This is a genomic window from Micromonospora sp. NPDC047521 (assembly GCF_055587305.1).
This window is the reverse complement of record NZ_JBVJGN010000002.1, coordinates 165600-183920: the sequence shown is the minus strand read 5'-3', so window position 1 is coordinate 183920 and position 18321 is coordinate 165600. Positions and strand designations below refer to the sequence as shown.

Sequence of the window (18321 nt, the reverse complement as noted above, 5' to 3'; positions counted from 1 at the left end):
ATCGGCCCGCCCCGGCCCCGGCCGTGGTCGGAGCCCGGGCGGGCCGGGTCGGTGCGGGCAGGTCGCCGGTCAGTCCCGGTCGAGGACGGCGCCGAGGATCCAGGTCACGATGCTCACGAAGAGGGCACCGAGCACCGCCGCCGGCCAGAAACCGTCAACCGAGAACGGCAGCCCGGCCTGGTCGGCGATCCAACTGGTGAGCAGGAACAGCAGCCCGTTGACGACCAGCGCGATGAGACCAAGCGTCAGCAGGTAGAAACCACAACCGACGGTCTTGATGATCGGCTGGAGGACCGCGTTGACCACGCCGAAGATCACCGCCACCAGGAGCAGCGTGGTCACCGTCTCCGCGGCGGAACTCGACTCCAGAGAGATGCCCGGGATGAGGAACGTGGCAAGCCAGAAAGCCAACGCTGTGCTGGCCAGCCGAATCAGCAGACCTTTCAGAAAACCCATGGCGGGGATCGTGCCACGACACCCGCGACTGCGTAACCCGCCGGTTCGACGCGCGACCAGGTCAGCCGCGCGCCGGCCGGCCGATCAGCTGCGCCTCGATCGGGGTCGGGGCGAGCAGCGCCCAGCGCAGCGCCCGCCGGTTCACCACTGCCACCATGTCGTCCCGCATCCGGGTCAGCCACTCGGCTGAACCGCCAAGCCCCAGCGCCGCACCGGCAAGCGCCGCCTCGGCAGCGCCCAGCGGTTGCAGCACCGCCAGGTCCGCACGACTCAGCACGTCGGTGTCCGCAGCTGTCAACTCGTCGCGCACCACGAGGGTGGCCCGCCACGGTGCTCCCCGCTCCGCCTCGGCCGGCACCGGCCCGGCGGCGTCGACCACAAGCAGCAACGGCCGCAGCGCGGTCGCCACCCCGTCGGCCACCGCACGGCCGGGCGGGATCAACGGGATCGTCAGGCCCGGGGCGCCCACCCCCCTGACGAACGGCTCCCAGACGCGTGGTCGCGCGGTCTGCACCACCACCAGGGCTCCCAGCGCCATCGCGCGTAGCGCCACCAGCTGGGCCGCGCGTACGCCACCGACCAGCAGCACCCTTGTGCTCTCCGGTCGGAACAGCCGCACGGTGACCGCGCCGCCGTGCCTGTTGGTGCCGACCATGATCCCCGCCTGGCCCAGGGTCAGCTCCCAGTCGTCGAGCGCCGGTCGGGGCTGCGCGCCCGCCGTCGCCAGCGCCAGCGGCAGGGTGGCGGCCAACCCCTCCAGGTGGGCCCCGTCCAGCCGCCGGAGCCCTCCGCCCAGGCCGGTCACCAACCGGTCCAGGGCCTCGGCGGCCAGGGTCAGCTCGGTCGTCGTCCCGGCCGCCAGCCGTACGGTCAGCTCGGTCGGCACCTCGGCGGCGCCGCTGGCCGGCGGCGGGCCGGCGCAGATCGACACGGTCGTCGCGGTCGCCGGCAGCGCGAGCAGTCGCGGTGCGAGTTGGCGGGCGCCAGCGCCGTCGGCGTCCGGCCACCGGGTCAGCCGGAAGGTGGCCTGGACCAGGGGGCCGGACCGCAGTGCCGGCCAGAACTCGCGCACGGGCTGGCCGTCGTCGTGGTGGGCCAGCTCGCCCAGGACGCGCAGCGCCGCGGGTACGCCGAGCGGCCGCGCGGTCAGCGGCCCCAGCCGGCGGACGATGCGGCGTACCGTGCCGGCGAGCACCCGGCGCAGGGCCTCCTCCGACCAGCCGTCGACCCGCAGCACGCGCACCGCCAGCAGCGCCTGCTCCCGCCCGGCGAGCCGGCCGTCGGTGAGCTGCCGGTACGACGTGCCGACGGTGCCCCCGGCCGCCGGCACCGGCGCCGGCGCTCCGGCGAGCAGCAGCTGGATCCGCAGCGGCGGGACGTCCACCCCCGGTGCGGGCAGCAGGGCGGAAGGCGGCGGGATCGCGTGCGACGCGTCGCCGAGCAGGTCGCCGGGATCGCCGAGTTCCAACAGCGCGACCATGCCCCCGGTGTCCTCCAGGACCGCCGCCGGCCCGTCGGACAGCTCAGTGGAGCGGACCACGGCGCCCGGGGCGACAAGGTCGAGCAACTCGGCCGGCCCCGCGGACCCCACCAGCGCCCGGCGGCGGGTCAGGTGCCCGGCGGCGGTGCCCAGCCACTCGAAGAGCCATCGCCCCCGGAGCCGGGCGCCGGCTGCCACGATCAGCAGCGCCGCCGCCGTCACGGCGATGACGGTCACCGGCGCGCTCCGACCGAGGGCGGCGAGGACGAGCGCCACCGCGACCTGCGCGGCGACCAGTTGGCCGGCGCGTACGCCGGTGCCGGCCCGCGTGAGCGTCGCCCATCGACCGCCGCGCCGACGAGGCGCGGCGACGCCCGGACCGGAGGGAATGCCGACGGTGGCCGGGCCCGGGTCGATCGGGGCCTGCCGCGGGCCTCCGGTGGTGATCGCCCGCACCGAGCCTCCTCGACCAGTGTGGACCGTGCCGGGCGGCAGGCCCCTCGCTGACCCGTCACGCGCCGCGACGTGGCTGCGGCACATCGTAAGCGACCGATGGCTGCCGTGGTTGTCCACAGGGGAGGGGTCGGGGGTAGCAGAACCGCAACCGGGCCGCTACCGTCAGCCACGAAGTGCATCGCTGACCCGTGTCCGACGTGCGTCGACGAGCGGGCCACGCGACCGACGCGCCCTCCGGGCACGTCGACGATCAGGCGCGATCGAGGAGACGAGGTGACGTCCGGGTGTCCCAGACCCAGGCAGAAGCCGCGGTGATGAAGCAGACCGCCGCGAAGTTCGAGCAGGTTGACCAGTCGTTGCAGTCCATGCTGACCGGCCTGCTGGCCGAGTTGGAGGTGTTGCAGCAGGCCTGGCGCGGCGCCGGTGGGCGATCGTTCGAGCAGGTCAAGCAGCAGTGGTCGCAGGACCAGGCAGCGCTGCACCGCGCCCTGCGGGAGACCGCCGGGGCGATCCGCACCGCAGGTCGGCAGTACGACGTCTCGGACGACGAGGCGGCCGGCCGGGTGGCCGGCACCAACCGCGGCGGCATCCAACTGCCGCTCTGACCCCGCTCGGGAGGGAGCTCCGATGGACCACGGTGTGCTGGTCGTCAACTTCACCGCGCTTCAGCAGGCCGGTGCGGACATCCAGAAGGCGCTGAACACGCTCGACTCGCAGCTCGGCCAACTCGAACGCGACGCCGCGCCGCTGGTGGCCGGTTGGGCGGGTGAGGCCCGGGAGGCGTACGAGCAGCGCCAGGCGCGGTGGCGGTCCGCCTCGCAGGACCTTCAGGCCATGCTGCGTGACATCAGGCTGGCGGTGAACGACTCCGCCGCCGACTATCTGGACACCGAGAAGAAGAACACCGGGCTGTTCCAGTGATCCCGGTGGTTCGGAAGCGCTGACCATGTCCGGGCTCGCGTCCCGGCCGGCTCCGGTCGGGGCGTTCCCCGGCAGCCCGACGAGGTCACACCGGGTCGGCGGGCCGCCACCGGCGGCGCGCGCCCCGGGGCAGCACCAGGGCGAGCAGCACCACGGCGACCGCAGTCGTCCCGACCACAGCGCCGACCAGCAGGGCCCGGTCCCGGGCCACGGCCCGGCGGGCGTCGCGGGCGAGTTGCGCCGCGTCGGCCCGGTCGTCGGCGAGCGCGGCGACCGTCCGCGGCCCGCCCGGCTGACCCGGTCCGGTCTCGGTGACCGCCCGGTACGGGTTCAGCACGCCCGCGCCGTACCCGTGCCCCGGGCCGGGCGCCGGATCGGCGGTGGCGATGATCCGTTCGGCCACCTGGGCAGCGGTCAGCTCGGGGCGGTACTGGCGCAGCAGGGCGGCGGTGGCGGCCACGAACGGCGCCGCGTAGCTCGTTCCCTCGACCCGCTGGTGGCCCTGCCCGGGCGCGGCGGTCAGCACCTCACTGCCCGGTGCGACGAGGTCGACGTACGGGCCGGTCTGCGAGAAGCCGGCCCGTGCACCGTCCGGCCCGATCGCGCCCACCCCGAGCACTCCGTCGTACGCGGCCGGGAACGGGCGCGGGTCGCCGCTGTCGTGCAGGTTGCCGGCGGCGGCCACCAGCACCACGTCCCTCTCGACGGCGTACGCGACGGCGGCGTGCACGGCCGGGTCGTCGGCGTACAGGACGACGGAGAGGTTCACGACGTCGGCGCCGTGGTCGACGGCCCATCGGATGGCCTTGGCGAAGTCGGCGGCGCTGACCGTACGCCCCGACTCCCGTCCCTGCACCACCTGCTGCTCACTCACCCGTACCGGCAGGATCCGGGCACCCGGTGCGAGGCCGTGGAAGGCGACGCCGGGGCGGGGTTGTGCCGCGATGATGCTCGCCACACCGGTGCCGTGCCCGGCGCAGTCGCGGCTGCCGTCTCCGCCCTGGTCGAGCAGGTCGGTGCCGGCCAGGACCTGCCCGGCCAGTTGCGGATGGACCCGGTCGACCCCGGAGTCGACCACCGCCACCGTCACTCCGGCGCCGGAGGCCAGTGGCGCGAGCCGGGTGGGGTCGTACCGTTGCTGCGTCCACGGCAGGGCCGCGACCGGCCGGACGGGCGCCAGGGGGTTCGCGCAGGTCGGTGCCACACGCGACGCGGCGTCGGCGGCGTCTGTCGGAAGTGCCGGCGCGGTCAGCATGCCGGCCGCCAGGCCTGCGAGGACCTGGCGCGCGATCGACCGGGACATCGACGGCCTCCGTATCGTGTCGGCTCCGGGACGGGATGTTATCGCCTCGTCGACGCCCCGGCGGACCGTCGCCGGCCAGCCATTGTGATCTTGATACCACCTTGTAGGTTGTACGCGATACCTGTGGCCTGTTCTCGGAAGGAGAGGTGGCCGTGACCGAATGGGAGCCGGCCACGGAGGCCGAGGTGGCGATGCGGGACGCGCTGCGCGCCAACGACCAGGAGTTGTACTTCCGGCTCCTGTCCCGCACCGATCTGCTGTTGCCCGTCGCCGCGCCGGCGCTGGCCGGTCAGACGTCGCCCGGCTGGGGCACCTGGACCACCGGCGGCCGTACGCACGTGCTGGCGTTCACCTCCACCGCCGCGCTGCGGGCCTGCCTCGGTGACCATCCGGGCAGCAACCGGCGGGTCCCGTTCACCGACCTCGCGGTCGGCTGGCCCAACCACGAGTGGTGGCTGGCGGTCAACCCCGGGCTACCGGTGGAGGGCTACCTGCCCGCCTGGTTCGTCTCCCAGCTCTCCCGCGGTGACGTCCGACTTCCCGGGCGCGCCATGGGGGCCCGCGCCCGGCTGGAGCGGGCGGAGACCCTCGCCCGCACCCGCAACGGCGCGACCGGTCGGGACGCCGCCGGCGCGACGCCGAGCACCGGCCCCACGCCGTCCGGCTCGACCCCGCCACAGGGCCCCGAGCCGGTGGCGGCACCGCCCGTGCGACAGGCGCCGACGCGGCAGGCGGTGCCCCGGATGACCAACCCGCTGGCCCCTGGCGCGCCGCGGAGCACGCCGAGGCCGGGTGACCTGTCCCGCCTGTCCGGCACCGACGACATGCCCGCGGCCGGCCAGCGACACCCGAACGCCGTGCCGCGCACCGACTCCGTGCCGGACGCCGCTCGAGCGGCCGCACCCCGGTTCGCGCCGTCGACTCCCATCGAGCGTCCTGCTGCCGTTCCGACCGAGCCGAGCCCGACCACGACCGGCCGCCCGCCGGTCGGCCGGGCCGGCGACGCCGTGGCCGCCCCGGCCAACGGCACGGCCCAGGGCGACAGGCGTTCCTTCTTCGAACCGGCGTCCGGCCGGGACCGCGCCGCCGGCCCGACGCCGGGCGGGGGCCGGCCCGGCGACCGGGCCACGCCGCCGTCCCGTTTCGCGCGGGGCAGCCAACCGTTCCCCCGCCGCCGTCCCGCCGACACGACCGCCGAGGGTGCCACCCGGGCCTTTCCGATGACCGACGCGGCCGCCGAGGGTGCCACCCGGGCCTTTCCGCTTGGCGACGCGACAGTCAGCCGGCCGCTGCGGCCGCCGTCCGGCGACCCGCTGACCTCCGGCGACGAGCCCACCCAGCCGTTGCCCCCGCGCCGCCCGGATCCGCTGGCCGAGGAGCCCACCCGCGCCTTCCGGGCGACAGGTGGGCCCGCACCGGTTCGCCCAAACACGGCGGCCGAGGAGACGCAGCCGATCCCGCGTGGCCGGCCGGGGGAGCAGGCCCGGTACGAGCCGGTGGAGGAGCTGTCGCCGTCCGTCGCGGAGCCGGTCTCGAGCCCGCCGGCACCGCGCCGCGGGTTCACGCCCATCGTCATCGAGGGCACCGTCATCGAGTCCCGTGACCTGACCGAGCCGGTCGCCGCGGGTCGACCCGCCGGGCCGTACGCGGATGACCTCGTCGGGGACCGGGCCGGAGGCGACCCTGTCGGCTCCCCGCCGCCCCGCACGGACAGCGTCCCGGAGCCGCCCCGCACGGCCGGTGACACGCCGTCACCCTCGCCGGAGCCCTCCCGCGCGGACACCGGCGGCGGCGACCCGTACCCGGCTGCGGGCGGCGAGGAGCCGAACCCGGCGGAGCCGGCGCCTGTCGACTTCACGCCGGCCAACACGGTCGAGGAGGACCTGCTCAACGCGGCCGGCGCGGGCAGCACCGACACGTTCCTGTCCACCCTGCTGCTGGCCCGGGTGCTGCTGCCCGCCGCACCTGAGTCGGTGCCCGGCAGCCGCCCCGGCGACCCGGGTTTCGTCTGGCGTACCGGCCAGCTCGACGGCGAGACGTACGTGGTGGTCTACACGTCGCCGGAGCGCCTCGCCGACCACACCGACGGTGACGTCGACACGGTAGGGGTGAAGTTCGCCCAACTGATCCGGCGCTGGCCGGACGAGGACTGGTCGTTCGCCGTCAATCCGGGCACCCCGGTCGGCGCGAAGCTGCCCGGTGAGCAGATCGTCGCCCTTGCCAACTGGGCCGCCGAAGTGGGGCTCGGGGACGACCTGGAGGTCGACACCGAGGAGGCGCCCGCCGTGGCGGAGCCCGCCGCCCGACCCCGGTACGCTCCGGCGGCGGTCGACCCGGCCCGCCCGACGGTGATGCAGAAGGCGATCGCACCCAGCCAGCTCGCGTACTACCTGGAGCGGGGGTACGACCGGGTGTCCGGCTTCGTGCACCGGGCGGGCGAGTTGGCCCACCTGACCACGCCTGCCCAGTTGTACGACGCGCTCGGCCTCAACTACCCGGCCTCGCCGTTCGTGCGGGACGCCGAGGAGATCTACGTGCTGCGCTGGCCGGCGCACCGGCCGAGCCTCTACCGGATCCCGTACGGGGGGCAGAACGAGCCGGCGATGCGGGCCATGGAGGGCTGGGTCATCGAACGCCCGCCGTTCCGGGGTAACGGCTTCGCGCCTGGCGAGAGCAGCGACGTGGTGGCCGAGTTCAAGGTGGACAGCGCCCGTCTGCCGCACGGCGCCCAGCTCTGGCGGATCGGCGCGGACGGCACCGAGCGGGTGGTCGCGTCGCTCGACACGGACGTGGTGGTGTGGCGACGGGTTCCGGAGGCGTGATGCGCGACGGCTATGTGGCCCGTTGGCGGGGCCGGGAGTACCAGGCCAGCCCGGACGGCGACGACATCCGGCTCTACCAGCCCGAGCCGGCCGAGGGCTTCGAGGAGGTCCGGCCCGGCCGGTACGTGCGGGTGCTGCCGGCCAGCGACATCGAGGATCTGGCGTATGTGCGGACCACCTGCACGTGGCAGGGGCAGCCGTTCATCGTGCTCGGCGAACACGACGCCTGGCTGCGCGTCGAGTACACGGGCGGCCGTTGGCCGGTGGCCGAGGCGATGCGGCTGGAGGTCTTCGACTTCGGCGTCTACCAGGGCTGGGCGCCGGCCGCCGAGGTCACCGACCTGCGGGAGCAGCGGGTCTGACTACCGCACCTGGTGCGACAGGTCAGGACTTGGCCCACCGTAGGACCTCGCCGAGCACCAGGTCCGGTGCCTCCAGGTGCGGGAAGTGGCCCACGCCGTCGAGCAGCCGCCACTCGTACGGGGCCACGACGTACCGTCCGGAGCCCAGGGCCGTCCTCGGCAGGGAGGCGACGTCAGTGGCGCCGTGCAGTTGGAGGGTCGGGGTGACAAGCGGCTTCTGCATGAGGCGTACGAACCGGTAGCCGTGCAGTCGCAGCACCGAGCGGAACGCCCACCGGTAGCCCTCCAACGCGCAGAACGCGGCCTGCGGGATGCGCATCGCCTCCCGGCATCGCTGCGCGTACGCCTCGAAGTCCGATCCGGCCACCCATCGTGGCCCACCCCAGCGGCGCAGGATCTCCTCCACGGCCGCTGCGCCGTCCCGGGTCAGGACGTGCTCGTAGCGGGGCAGTTGGAACTTCAGAGCCGGGGTGGAGGCGGCGAACTGCCCGCGCGGGTCGGCGAAGATGGCTGCCCGCAGCCGCAGCGGGTGCGGTGCTCCCAGCACCACGAGCCGGCGGACCAGGGCCGGGTGGAACGACGCCACCGTCCAGGCGACCATGCCACCGACGCCGCTGCCGACAAGTGTCGCGGACCGTTCACCGAGCGCCCGGATCAGCCCGGCGATGTCGGCAGCGAGGGTGTAGCCGTCGTACCCCCTGGGTGGCTTGTCGCTGGCGCCGTAGCCGCGCAGGTCGACGGCGACCGCCCGGAAGCCGGCGTCGGCGACGGCCGGGAGCATCTGGTGCCACGCCCACCAGTGCTCCGGGAAGCCGTGCAGGAAGAGCACCATCGGACCGGTGCCGGCCTCGACCACGTGGAACCGGGTGCCGTTGGCGCCGACGAAACGGTGCGTCCACGGCCCCTCGGTGAGGACACAGGACTCGTCGACGGCTCCGCCGCGCTGGTCGGTCATGGCAGACAGCCTAGGACCCGGATGCCTCAGATGACCCTGGTGGTCGCGGTGAACAGGGAGAATCCCGGGTTGTCCCCTACCGGCGGGGGACTCGGTGCCGGCGGGTCACCGGGTGACGATGCTGACGGGGACGCCCGGTCCGCAGTCGACCTCGGAGGATCGGGAGATGACCCGGAGGGTGACGAAGCTGCCCTCGGTCAGTTTGCCGGAGCCGGTGCCGTGCACCGCGTACTCGATGCCGTCCTCGGAGACGAGCCCGTAGCAGGGGCCTGATCCACCGCGGGTGATGTGGCCGGAGACCAGGTCGGACGCTCGCTTGTCGGTCGGATCCGTCGGCTTGGGCGGCTTCGGCACGGCGGGGATGGTCGGCGGGACGGTGCGGGACAGGGGCGGTGGAGTGGTGCGTCCGGGCGGGGGCACCGGGGAGGCGGATCCGGTCGGGGCGGCGACGGTCGGGACGGGCTCGGACGGGGCAGGCGCGGTCGGCGTCGGAGTGCTGGAGGCCGAGGAGGCGCTGTCGCTGGCGTGCGGCTCGGCGCAGGCGGTCAGGGGCAGCAGGAGGAGCGCGGCGAGGATCGTGACGCGGGGGGCGAGGGGCACGGTGGTGAGACGTTCCAGCAGGTCGAACGGTTCCCGGCTGGACAAAGGGGCGACGCCCGGGCAGAAGAACTGCCCGGGCGTCGCTTGGTGGTGCGGGATCAGTGGTCAGCTGATCCGGATCTTCATCGAGGTGCCGTCCTGCTCCAGAACCTTGATCTTGACACCGGCTGCGGGGAGCTTGACGCCGTGGTTCGGCAGCTCCTCGTAGAAGTACTTCTTGGTGTCGTCGAACAGCGGCTCGGCAGCCTGACCGCGGATGTACTGCGGCTGGCTGTTGAGGTGCAGGGTGAACGAGTCGGCCTTCTTGAGGCTGAACGGTGCGTCGTAGACCTGGACGCGGGCCCGCCACGGAGCGCCGGTGAGGTTGTAGATCGGGCGCGGGTGCGCGTCGATGTACAGGTTGCGACCCTCACCCGGGTGACCGCCCGGGTTGGACTCCGACGCCGGGGCGGTGTTGTTGTCCGACCAGCGGGTGTTCCAGTACGAGATGAGCAGGCCCTCCTGGTACGCGTAGTGGTCCACCCAGTCCGGGCGGGTGTTCGCGTAGCCGAAGAAGTACGGGCCGGTCTTCAGGTACTTGTCGTACGAGACGTACGACCGGTTGCCGGCGATGTAGTAGTTGTCGAACAGCCGGGTGTAGGTCGCCCCGACCGTCTCGAACTCGTCGAAGGTCCAGCCCGCGTCGGCGGTCTCGGCGCCGTCGGTGAACACGGTCTGCCCGTCGGCGGTCACGGTGATCGCGTCACCGAAGAAGCCACCCTCGGACACGCCACCGTCGGTGACGTAGTGCAGGCGAACCTGCGCAGACTTGCCAGCGAGCGAGTTGAGCGAGACGTTGATGTCCGCCCATGCGCCGTTGCTGGTGCCCGAGAGAGCCGGGCGTCCGGCGCCGTCGACACCGAAAGGCTTGCCGTTGACGGTGCCACTCAGGTCGGACCAGCTCTGACCGCCGTCCGTGGACCCCTCGAAGTAGAGGTAGTCGTAGCCGGCCTCGATGCTGTACTTGCCCTTGAGCGACAGCGCCGCCGAGGACTTGCCGGTGAGGTCGAACGTCCTCGTCATCGAGCTGTCGAGGTTGTCGTCGTTACCGGAGAAGTACTGCTTGGAACCTTCGAACGGCGCGCCGTAGTTGAACGTGTACTCCCGCTGGGGCAGCACCACCACGGCGGCCTGGGCCTTGTCCGAGTTGTACTCCTGCGGGCCGAGCGGCAGCGTGCGCTTCTGGCCCGCGACCACTACCTCGTAGTCGAGCCAGCCGAGCTGGAGCTTGTTCCAGGCACCGAGGTCGCCACCGCGGTCGCCGATGGCCGGGTCGTTCTTGGCACCGAGCCGGCTCTGGGCCATCAGGGTCCAATGCTCGTTGCTGTTGTCGGCCGGTCCGTAGTCGTCCGGCAGGCCCAGGTCGTGGCCGTACTCGTGGTAGAAGACGCTGCGGCCACCGTTTTCCGGCTGGATCGTGTAGTCGCGGATCCAGACGCCGGTGTTGCCGATCTGGGTGCCACCGATCGGGAAGTTCGGCGGACCCACGGGCGAGCTGTTGAACGCCGACCAGCGGTGGCTCCAGATGGCGTCCTCACCCTGCTGCGGGTCACCGTCGGCCTGGTCGCCGCCGGAGTGGACGATCTGGAAGTGGTCGATGTAGCCGTCCGACTCGTTGAAGTCGCCGTCACCGTCGTAGTCGAACCGGTCCCACTGGTCGTAGGACCGCATCTCCTCGGCGATCTGCGCGTCCGTCCGGCCCTTGGCCTTCTGGTCGGCGACCCACTGGTTGGCGGCGTCGCGGATCAGGGCCCAGGTGTTCGAGCAGACGTTGTCCGCGCAGACGGCGGGGTCGTTGGCCTTGTTTTCCGTGTCCGCGTCCGCGATCGGGTCGTCGGAACGACCGTAGCGGGCCTCGTTGTACCGGACCTTCACCCAGTCGGTGACCTGGCCTTCGACCGTGTACCGGCCGGAGGACTGGGCCTCGTAGTACTGCTTCAGTGACTCGTCGCCGGGGTTGGTACCGAAGTAGACCTGGCGGTAGTGCTCCGGGCTGAAGTCCGGCTGCCAGATCGTGGAGTTGTCCACGGCCCGGTTGGGCTGCGGGATCTTGTTGTGCAGCGGCCCGTCGAACGTCGCCGGTCCGGCGATGTCCGGGTTCATGTCCTTGTCCGGGTAGGACGGGTGCCGCTCGTCGCCGAACTCGGCAAGGATCACGAAGATCTTGTCGGTCCGCTCACGCTCAAGCTCGACGTACTGATCCTGGGTGGCCGGTGCGCCAGCGGTGCGGGCGTTGGCGTTGCCGCCCGCCTTGCCGACCTTCCCGACCTTGACGACCTTGCTTCCGTTGCGCTCGATCGGCTTGCTGCGACCGCTCAGCACGTCGCTGAGACCCTGCTCCCGCAGCTCGCGACGCTTCTCCTCGAGCTTGTCGGGGAGCTCGTCCTTCAGCATCTGCGGTTCGGCAGCGGCCGGTGCTGCTGCCGGCAGTTTGGGCTGAGGCGCCGCCGAGGCGGACGGGCCGAAAGCAAGACCCGTCGCCGTCAGTGAGAGCCCGATCAGACCCACTGCGACTTTGCGCACGTGGTACCTCCGGTGTGAGGGAACCGGCCCAACGGGGGTACAGGCCGGCGGGAGATCGATCCCACGAGTGGGACCAATGGTGAACATAGACACTGCTGGGACAGGTGGGAAGATGCACGCGTCGATTTGTTGCAAGATTTTGTTCGCCGTGCTTTTCTCCGTCACACACCCACGCTTCATCAGCCACGCTGGCCAGCCCGGCTCGTCCGAACGTCTTTACAACGACGATTTTCGATCAATTTGATCGGCCGTACGGCAGTGGGGCCGGGGGCGTCTCCGCCCACCGGCCCCACCGATACCGCTGTTGTCAGTCGCCCCAGCGGGAAACCGTCACTTCTTCGCCGGGGTGACGAAGATCGTGGCCGACGAGTTGTCCTTCGCGGCCTTCTTCACCGTCAGCGAGACGCCGAAGTTCACGCCCGCGTCACCGGGGTTACCGGTGCCCAGGACGATCGCGCCGCCGCCCAGCGTCACGCCGTAGAACTCCGGCGCCGGGCTACCGTCCGGGTTGGTCACCCGGGTGGTGTACGGCGCGTTGTTCCGCGACGGGAGCACCACCGAGGCGTCGTTGTCGCGGGCGTACGGAGCCCCGTCCCGCATCTCGATGCCCGGGTACCAGCCCTTGGCGTCGGTGAAGGCCTTCACCGGCTTCTGCGCCTTGAACTTCGTGCAGTACTCGCTGTACGGCTCGTCCGCCGCCTCCAGGCACTCCGTGAAGGGGTACGTCTTCTGGAGGCCGAAGGCCGCGTTCGCCGACTGCGGACGGCTGGGCAGGTTGTCCGTCACCGACGGGTCCTTCACCGCCGCCTCGCCGGTACGCCGGTACGGGTCGAAGTGCGAGTCCACGATCAGGAGCCCACCCTTCGCGCCGTAGCTGGGCAGCGCGGTCATCTGACCGGTGACGTGGTTGACGTCGCCGAGCGCGGTGTCCCGGTACCAGACCAGCATGCCCGGCGCGTTGTACGAGATCCGGTCCACCTTCCACGCCTCGTGGGAGTAGATCGTGTCGTACGCGTACTTCAGGCCCTTGTCGAAGCCGTCGAAGTTGCGCCACTCGGCCAGGTAGTAGTGCGCGTGGGTCTCGACGCCCCCGGAGACCTTCCAGCCGGCGCCGGTGGTGTCGACGAAGGTGCCGCCGGTGGCGGTCCAGCCGTTGTCGCCGCCCTCGACGTCGTCGCTCCAGGTGGTGGCGCCGCCGCCGGTGACCGAGAAGTCGTCGACGAACCAGTTGCGCTCCTCGAACGCCTCGTCGGTGGCGAGACGCAGCCGGACCTGGACGGTCGTCCCGGCGTACGCCGACAGGTCGACGTAGTCGTGCCGCCAGCCGTCGGTGCTGCCGGTCAGGCCGTACTTCTTGCCGCCGAAGTCGTTCATCCGGCCGTTCGGGTCACCGTAGTTGTCCGGGGTGGTGACCACGGTGCCGTCCTCGGCGTAGACCTTCTGCTCGGTCCAGGTCGTGCCGCCGTCGGTGGACAGCTCGAGGAAGCCGTAGTCCCAGTCCTCCTCGATGATGTAGTTGTTCCACATCCAGAACTTGGCGTCGGCGGCGGCCGGAACGTCGACCGACCGGCTCAGCTTGACGTCCGCCCAGCTCTGGTCGTTGTTGCTGTGCCACATCTTGGTGCCGCTGTGCGGCGTGGCAAGCGTCGTGATCTTGTCCGGCAGGTCGACCTTGATGCCGTCCTCGGAGTCGATAGGCGTACGCGAGGTCTGGCCGAGCTTGACCTCACGCGGGTTCGAGCCGGGGCGGATGGTCAGCGGGTCGGCCCAGCCGAGCACCCACTTGTCCCAGATGCCCATGTGGGTCGGCAGCGCCTGGAAGATCTCACCGGAGTGCGAGCCCGAGGCCATCAGGTCCCAGAAGTCCACGTCGGAGTCGGCGTTGCCGGAGGTGTCGTAGAGGTCCGGCAGGCCCAGGTCGTGGCCGAACTCGTGGGCGAAGACGCCGACGCCGGCGTCCTCCGGCTGCACGATGTAGTTCGACACCTTCAGGTTGGTGCCCGGGATGGTGTAGCCACCCGGAACCGAGGAGGAGTGCGCCCAGACGGCGTACACGCCCTGGTCGCCGCCGCCGCGCGACTTGCCCTGCCCGGCGTGCACCAGCACGAGGTGGTCGATCACGCCGTCCGGCTCGAAGAGGTTGCCGTCACCGTCGCGGTCAGCCTGGTCCTCGATGTCGTAGTCGGCCCACGGGAAGTTCGGGTCCTTCGCGGCGAGCGCCTCGATCGCGTCGCCCGCCAGCCGGCCCGCGCCGGCCGGGTTGTCCGGGTGGCCGTTCATCGACTGCTCCCGGCCGGGGACCCAGTTGCCGTTCTCGTCCTGGGTGCAGCGGTTGGCCGCGTACCAGCCCTCGGAGTGCGGCACGGTGATCCACGGGCTGGCCTGCCCGTCCACCGTGTACGCGTTCTTGGACATCTCCAGGTACATGTTGTGCATGGTGCGGCCCGAGATGTCGATGCCCTTCTTGCCGTCCGGGCCCCTGAGGTCCGTGCGGACCCGCTCGGTGATGCCCTTCTTGCTGTACAGCATCTTGTTGTAGTGCGACGGCGAGAAGTCCGGCACCCACATCGAGTTGTTGTCCTCGTGCGGCAGCCGGCCCGGGTCCGGGATCTTGTTGTGCTTCGGCCCGTTCTGCACGGTGCCCGGCACGCAGGTGCGGTCCTCGAACACGGTCTTCGGGACCATCACGTTCGTGAAGTCGTCGTTGGCCTTGTCGTTGAACTCGACAAGCAGCGTCAGCAGCTTCGCCGTCTGCGTGGTCGGCGCCTGCTTGATCTTGCGGGGGTTCTTGCCGGTCTGGATCGACTTGGCCTCGATCTTCGCCAACTGCTTGGCGGTGACCGGGTTACCCCGGGCGTGCTTGCGGTCGAATGCGCGGGCCGCGTCGCCGGCGGGCGCGTACACGCCGCCCTTGCCCTTCACCTCGCGGCCGGTGCTGTCGGGCTGCACCTCGGGCTCGGCGTAGTTGATGTAGTACTCGTCGGCGCCGATCACCGCCCGAGGGGTGCCGGACGCCGACTGGGCCGCCGCGCTGCCACCCACGGTCAGTGTGGTGGCCGCGAGGGCGATGGCGGGTAGCGCGACGAGTATTCGTCGGCGCGACCCCGGATGGGAGTTCTTGTTCATGCCACTCCGTTCTCGGCATGGGCTGAGGACGTCGGCGGTCCCGAGACGCGGTGAGGGCGCATCGACAACACCTGACGCGCGTGAAACTAAATGAGAAACAAGCCAAACGGCGGGATCGTGATCGATGCGTTATCTGTGCGTCCTTGCCTGGACAGTCGATGTCCGAGATTGGCTGGGAGCGCTTCCGGTCGTACCTCCACAAACGACGACGGGGGTGACGGTCCGTCCGGACCGCCACCCCCGACGGGGGTACGCCTGCCGTCAGTCCTCGTCGGACTTGGCGCCGCTCATCCCGGAAGAAATGAGCTCCATCACCGACGAGTCCTGCAACGTGGTCACGTCGCCGAGCGACCGGTTCTCCGCCACATCCCGCAGCAACCGGCGCATGATCTTGCCGGAGCGGGTCTTCGGCAGCTCCGGCACCAGCATGATCTGCCGCGGCTTGGCGATCGGGCCGAGCGTCTTCGCCACGTGGTTGCGCAGGTCAGAGATGAGCTGCTCACCGGCCTCGCCGGCGATGTCCGTGCTGCCGCGCGGGATGGCGAACGCGACGATCGCCTGACCGGTAGTCGGGTCCGTCGCGCCGACCACCGCCGCCTCGGCCACCGACGGGTGCGACACCAGCGCCGACTCCACCTCGGTCGTCGAGATGTTGTGCCCGGACACCAGCATCACGTCGTCCACCCGGCCGAGCAGCCAGATGTGCCCGTCGTCGTCCTTCTTCGCGCCGTCCCCGGCGAAGTACATGCCCTCGAACCGCGACCAGTACGTCTCGATGAACCGGTTGTCGTCACCCCAGATGGTGCGCAGCATCGACGGCCAGGGCTCACGCAGCACCAGGTAACCGCCACCGCCGTTCGGCACCGACTGGCCCTGGTCGTCCACCACGTCGGCCACGATGCCCGGCAGCGGCGTCATCGCCGAACCCGGCTTCGCCGCCGTCACCCCGGGCAGCGGGGAGATCATGATCGAGCCCGTCTCGGTCTGCCACCAGGTGTCCACGATGGGCAGCTCACCCCGGCCGACGTGCTGCCTGTACCACATCCACGCCTCGGGGTTGATCGGCTCGCCGACGCTGCCCAGCAGGCGCAGCGACGACAGGTCGAAGCCGGCCGGGATGTCCTCGCCCCACTTCATCATCGTCCGGATCAGGGTGGGAGCCGTGTAGAGGATGCTCACCTTGTACCTGTCGACGATCTCCCAGAACCGGCCCTTGTGCGGCGTGTCCGGGGTGCCCTCGTACATCACCTGGGTGGCGCCGTTGGAGAGCGGCCCGTACACGATGTAGGAGTGCCCGGTGACCCAGCCGATGTCGGCGGTGCACCAGTAGACGTCAGTCTCCGGCTTCAGGTCGAAGACCGCGTGCGTGGTGTACGACGCCTGCGTGAGGTAGCCGCCGGTGGTGTGCAGGATGCCCTTCGGCCGGGCCGTGGTGCCGCTGGTGTACAGGATGAACAGCGGGTGCTCGGCGTCGAACGGCTGCGCCGTGTGCTCGGCCGACGCCGTCTCGACGGTCTCGTGCCACCAGTGGTCCTTCTCCGACCAGGCGACCTCCTCGCCGGTGCGGCGGACCACGAGCACGTGCTCGATCGACGGGCAGCTCGCCACCGCCTCGTCCACCGTCGGCTTCAACGCCGACGGCTTGCCCCGCCGGTAACCGCCGTCCGCGGTGATGACGACCTTGGCGCTGGCGTCCTGGATGCGGTTGCTCAGCGAGTCGGCGGAGAAACCGCCGAAGACCACACTGTGCGCCGCGCCGATCCGGGCGCACGCCAGCATCGCCACCGCTGCCTCCGGGATCATCGGCAGGTAGATCGCCACCCGGTCGCCGGCCGTCACCCCCAGGTCGGTGAGCGCGTTCGCCGCGCGGCAGGTCAGCTCGTGCAGATCCGCGTACGTGATGGTGCGGGTGTCACCGGGCTCGCCCTCCCAGTGGATCGCGACCTTGTCGCCGAGGCCCGCCTCGACGTGCCGGTCCAGGCAGTTGTACGCCACATTGAGCTGCCCGCCGACGAACCACTTCGCGAACGGCGGATTCGACCAGTCGAGGACCTCGTCCCACTTCTTCGACCAGGCCAGCCGGTCGGCCTGCTTCGCCCAGAACGCGAGCCTGTCGCTCTGCGCCTCGGCGTACGCGTCGACTGTGACGTTGGCGTGCGCGGCGAGTTCGGCTGGCGGGGGGAACTGGCGCGTCTCGTTCAGCAGATTTGCCAATGCCTCGCTCATGCCGTGACTCCTCGTCCTCGGGGTGGTGACCTGCGTCTCGCTGCGGATGAGGGTAGTCGTGGTGTCCCCGAGCGGCGAGCGCTGCCCACTCCGTCGCGCCGAGCGGCCACCGGCGCGCGCCCGACGGCCCGTTCGTGCCCGGACCCGGCGGGTACGCCTTGATCGACCTCGACCCGGACCGGGTGGTCCGGGTCGCGATGCGGGCGGGTGCGCCCCGTGACGCCGGGACGGGTCGCTAGCGTGGGCGGGTGACCACCGATCCGCTCGCCCCGCTGCTCGCGCTAGCCGACATCGCATCCGCCGTCGACCAGGCCCGGGAGCGCTTCGACCAGGCGCTCGGGCACCGTGCGCTGCGCCGCAACGGCGGACAGGTCGCGGCCGAGGTCAGCCTGCGCTCGGCGGTGGCCAGCGCCGCCCTCGAAGGGGCCGTGCACGAGCGCGAAGAGGTCCGGGCCGGCACCGTCACCGACCCCGTGCTCCAAGGGGCGCTGCGGGTCGCCGGTGCGCTGCCCGGGCTGAGCGAACTCTGGCCCAGGGCACCCCGGCAGGCCCTCGCCAAACTGCACGTCCTCGCCGCCCGCGACATCGTGCCGGAGGCCGAACTGGGCCGCCCGGTGGCCGACCCGGTCGTCGCCGCCCGACTCGACGGGCTCGCCGGGCTGGTCGCCGGCGGCACGAAGGTCTCCCCGCTGGTGCTCGCCGCCGTCGTACACGGGGAACTGCTCAACCTGCGCCCGTTCGCCGGCCCGTCCGGCGTGGTGGCCCGCGGCGCCGCCCGCCTGGTGCTGCTCTCCAGCGGCCTCGACCCGCGCGGCCTGCTCGCCGTCGACGTCGGTCACCGCGACCGCGAACCGGAGTACGTCGGCTCTGCCGGCGCCTTCGCCACCGGTACCCCCGACGGGCTGCGCTCCTGGCTGCGCCACTACATGGCCGCCGTCGAGGTCGGCGCCGACCAGCTCACCGCCATCGGCGACGAGATCCTCGCCGCCGCCTGACCCCACCTGTCGACCGCCCGCCCTCGGCGGCGTCGACCACGGCTCGTGGCCGCGACC

General features: G+C 71.7%; 13 protein-coding genes. 5 read left to right on the top strand and 8 right to left on the bottom strand.

Annotated elements, in window-relative coordinates; all coding sequences use genetic code 11:
- Window positions 1–69: 69 nt before the first annotated feature.
- Window positions 70–456 (bottom strand): phage holin family protein, encoded by a 387-nt coding sequence (locus ACZ6N8_RS04695; RefSeq protein ID WP_364369179.1) that lies wholly within the window; start codon window positions 454–456, stop codon window positions 70–72.
- 61 nt (window positions 457–517) lie between these two features.
- Window positions 518–2476 carry a type VII secretion protein EccE gene (eccE, locus tag ACZ6N8_RS04690; RefSeq protein ID WP_466007542.1) on the bottom strand — a complete coding sequence of 653 codons (1959 nt, stop codon included), beginning with the start codon at window positions 2474–2476 and terminating at the stop codon, window positions 518–520.
- Between the two features lie 200 nt (window positions 2477–2676).
- Here eccE and ACZ6N8_RS04685 point away from each other — a divergent pair, with 200 nt between their 5' ends.
- A complete protein-coding gene (locus tag ACZ6N8_RS04685; RefSeq protein ID WP_357990466.1) occupies window positions 2677–2997 on the top strand; it encodes a WXG100 family type VII secretion target in 321 nt (106 codons plus the stop codon).
- Between the two features lie 22 nt (window positions 2998–3019).
- A complete protein-coding gene (locus tag ACZ6N8_RS04680; RefSeq protein ID WP_139586784.1) occupies window positions 3020–3313 on the top strand; it encodes a WXG100 family type VII secretion target in 294 nt (97 codons plus the stop codon).
- An 85-nt stretch (window positions 3314–3398) separates the two neighbouring features.
- Here the strand turns inward: ACZ6N8_RS04680 and mycP are convergent, their stop codons facing one another.
- Window positions 3399–4616 (bottom strand): type VII secretion-associated serine protease mycosin, encoded by a 1218-nt coding sequence (gene mycP, locus ACZ6N8_RS04675; RefSeq protein WP_466007540.1) that lies wholly within the window; start codon window positions 4614–4616, stop codon window positions 3399–3401.
- Between the two features lie 152 nt (window positions 4617–4768).
- Between mycP and ACZ6N8_RS04670 the strand changes: the two genes are divergently transcribed.
- Both ACZ6N8_RS04670 and ACZ6N8_RS04665 read left to right on the top strand, forming a co-directional pair.
- Window positions 4769–7438 carry an SseB family protein gene (locus ACZ6N8_RS04670; protein ID WP_466007538.1) on the top strand — a complete coding sequence of 890 codons (2670 nt, stop codon included), beginning with the start codon at window positions 4769–4771 and terminating at the stop codon, window positions 7436–7438.
- The gene (locus tag ACZ6N8_RS04665) at window positions 7435–7800 is read left to right on the top strand and encodes a hypothetical protein (protein WP_364370759.1); all 366 of its coding nucleotides are present in this window, start codon (window positions 7435–7437) and stop codon (window positions 7798–7800) included. The genes ACZ6N8_RS04670 and ACZ6N8_RS04665 overlap by 4 nt, the downstream gene beginning before the upstream one ends.
- Window positions 7801–7822: 22 nt before the next feature.
- On the opposite strand, the gene ACZ6N8_RS04660 is transcribed toward ACZ6N8_RS04665, so the two are convergent.
- The 5 genes from ACZ6N8_RS04660 to acs all read right to left on the bottom strand — a co-directional run bounded on the left by ACZ6N8_RS04660 (window position 7823) and on the right by acs (window position 17269).
- The gene (locus ACZ6N8_RS04660) at window positions 7823–8755 is read right to left on the bottom strand and encodes an alpha/beta fold hydrolase (RefSeq protein WP_364369166.1); all 933 of its coding nucleotides are present in this window, start codon (window positions 8753–8755) and stop codon (window positions 7823–7825) included.
- Between the two features lie 105 nt (window positions 8756–8860).
- Window positions 8861–9400, bottom strand: coding sequence for a hypothetical protein (locus ACZ6N8_RS04655; RefSeq protein ID WP_466007536.1), 540 nt, complete (start codon window positions 9398–9400; stop codon window positions 8861–8863).
- A gap of 60 nt (window positions 9401–9460) precedes the next feature.
- Window positions 9461–11902, bottom strand: a complete 2442-nt coding sequence (locus tag ACZ6N8_RS04650; protein WP_466008299.1) for an immune inhibitor A domain-containing protein — start codon at window positions 11900–11902, stop codon at window positions 9461–9463.
- 345 nt (window positions 11903–12247) lie between these two features.
- Window positions 12248–15043 carry an immune inhibitor A domain-containing protein gene (locus ACZ6N8_RS04645; protein WP_466007534.1) on the bottom strand — a complete coding sequence of 932 codons (2796 nt, stop codon included), beginning with the start codon at window positions 15041–15043 and terminating at the stop codon, window positions 12248–12250.
- A gap of 261 nt (window positions 15044–15304) precedes the next feature.
- Window positions 15305–17269: an acetate--CoA ligase gene (gene acs / locus ACZ6N8_RS04640; RefSeq protein WP_466007532.1), complete on the bottom strand. Its 1965-nt coding sequence runs from the start codon at window positions 17267–17269 to the stop codon at window positions 15305–15307.
- Between the two features lie 248 nt (window positions 17270–17517).
- Between acs and ACZ6N8_RS04635 the strand changes: the two genes are divergently transcribed.
- Entirely contained in the window at window positions 17518–18264 is a 747-nt protein-coding gene (locus tag ACZ6N8_RS04635) for a Fic family protein (RefSeq protein WP_387116307.1), read from the top strand.
- Window positions 18265–18321: the final 57 nt, after the last annotated feature.

Excerpts from the sequence above, each read along its gene's own strand:
- acs (WP_466007532.1), bottom strand. The coding sequence starts at position 17,269 with ATGAGCGAGGCATTGGCAAATCTGCTGAACGAGACGCGCCAGTTCCCC.
- ACZ6N8_RS04645 (WP_466007534.1), bottom strand. The coding sequence starts at position 15,043 with ATGAACAAGAACTCCCATCCGGGGTCGCGCCGACGAATACTCGTCGCG.
- mycP (WP_466007540.1), bottom strand. The coding sequence starts at position 4,616 with ATGTCCCGGTCGATCGCGCGCCAGGTCCTCGCAGGCCTGGCGGCCGGC.
- ACZ6N8_RS04680 (WP_139586784.1), top strand. The coding sequence starts at position 3,020 with ATGGACCACGGTGTGCTGGTCGTCAACTTCACCGCGCTTCAGCAGGCC.
- ACZ6N8_RS04695 (WP_364369179.1), bottom strand. The coding sequence starts at position 456 with ATGGGTTTTCTGAAAGGTCTGCTGATTCGGCTGGCCAGCACAGCGTTG.
- ACZ6N8_RS04660 (WP_364369166.1), bottom strand. The coding sequence starts at position 8,755 with ATGACCGACCAGCGCGGCGGAGCCGTCGACGAGTCCTGTGTCCTCACC.
- eccE (WP_466007542.1), bottom strand. The coding sequence starts at position 2,476 with ATGTGCCGCAGCCACGTCGCGGCGCGTGACGGGTCAGCGAGGGGCCTG.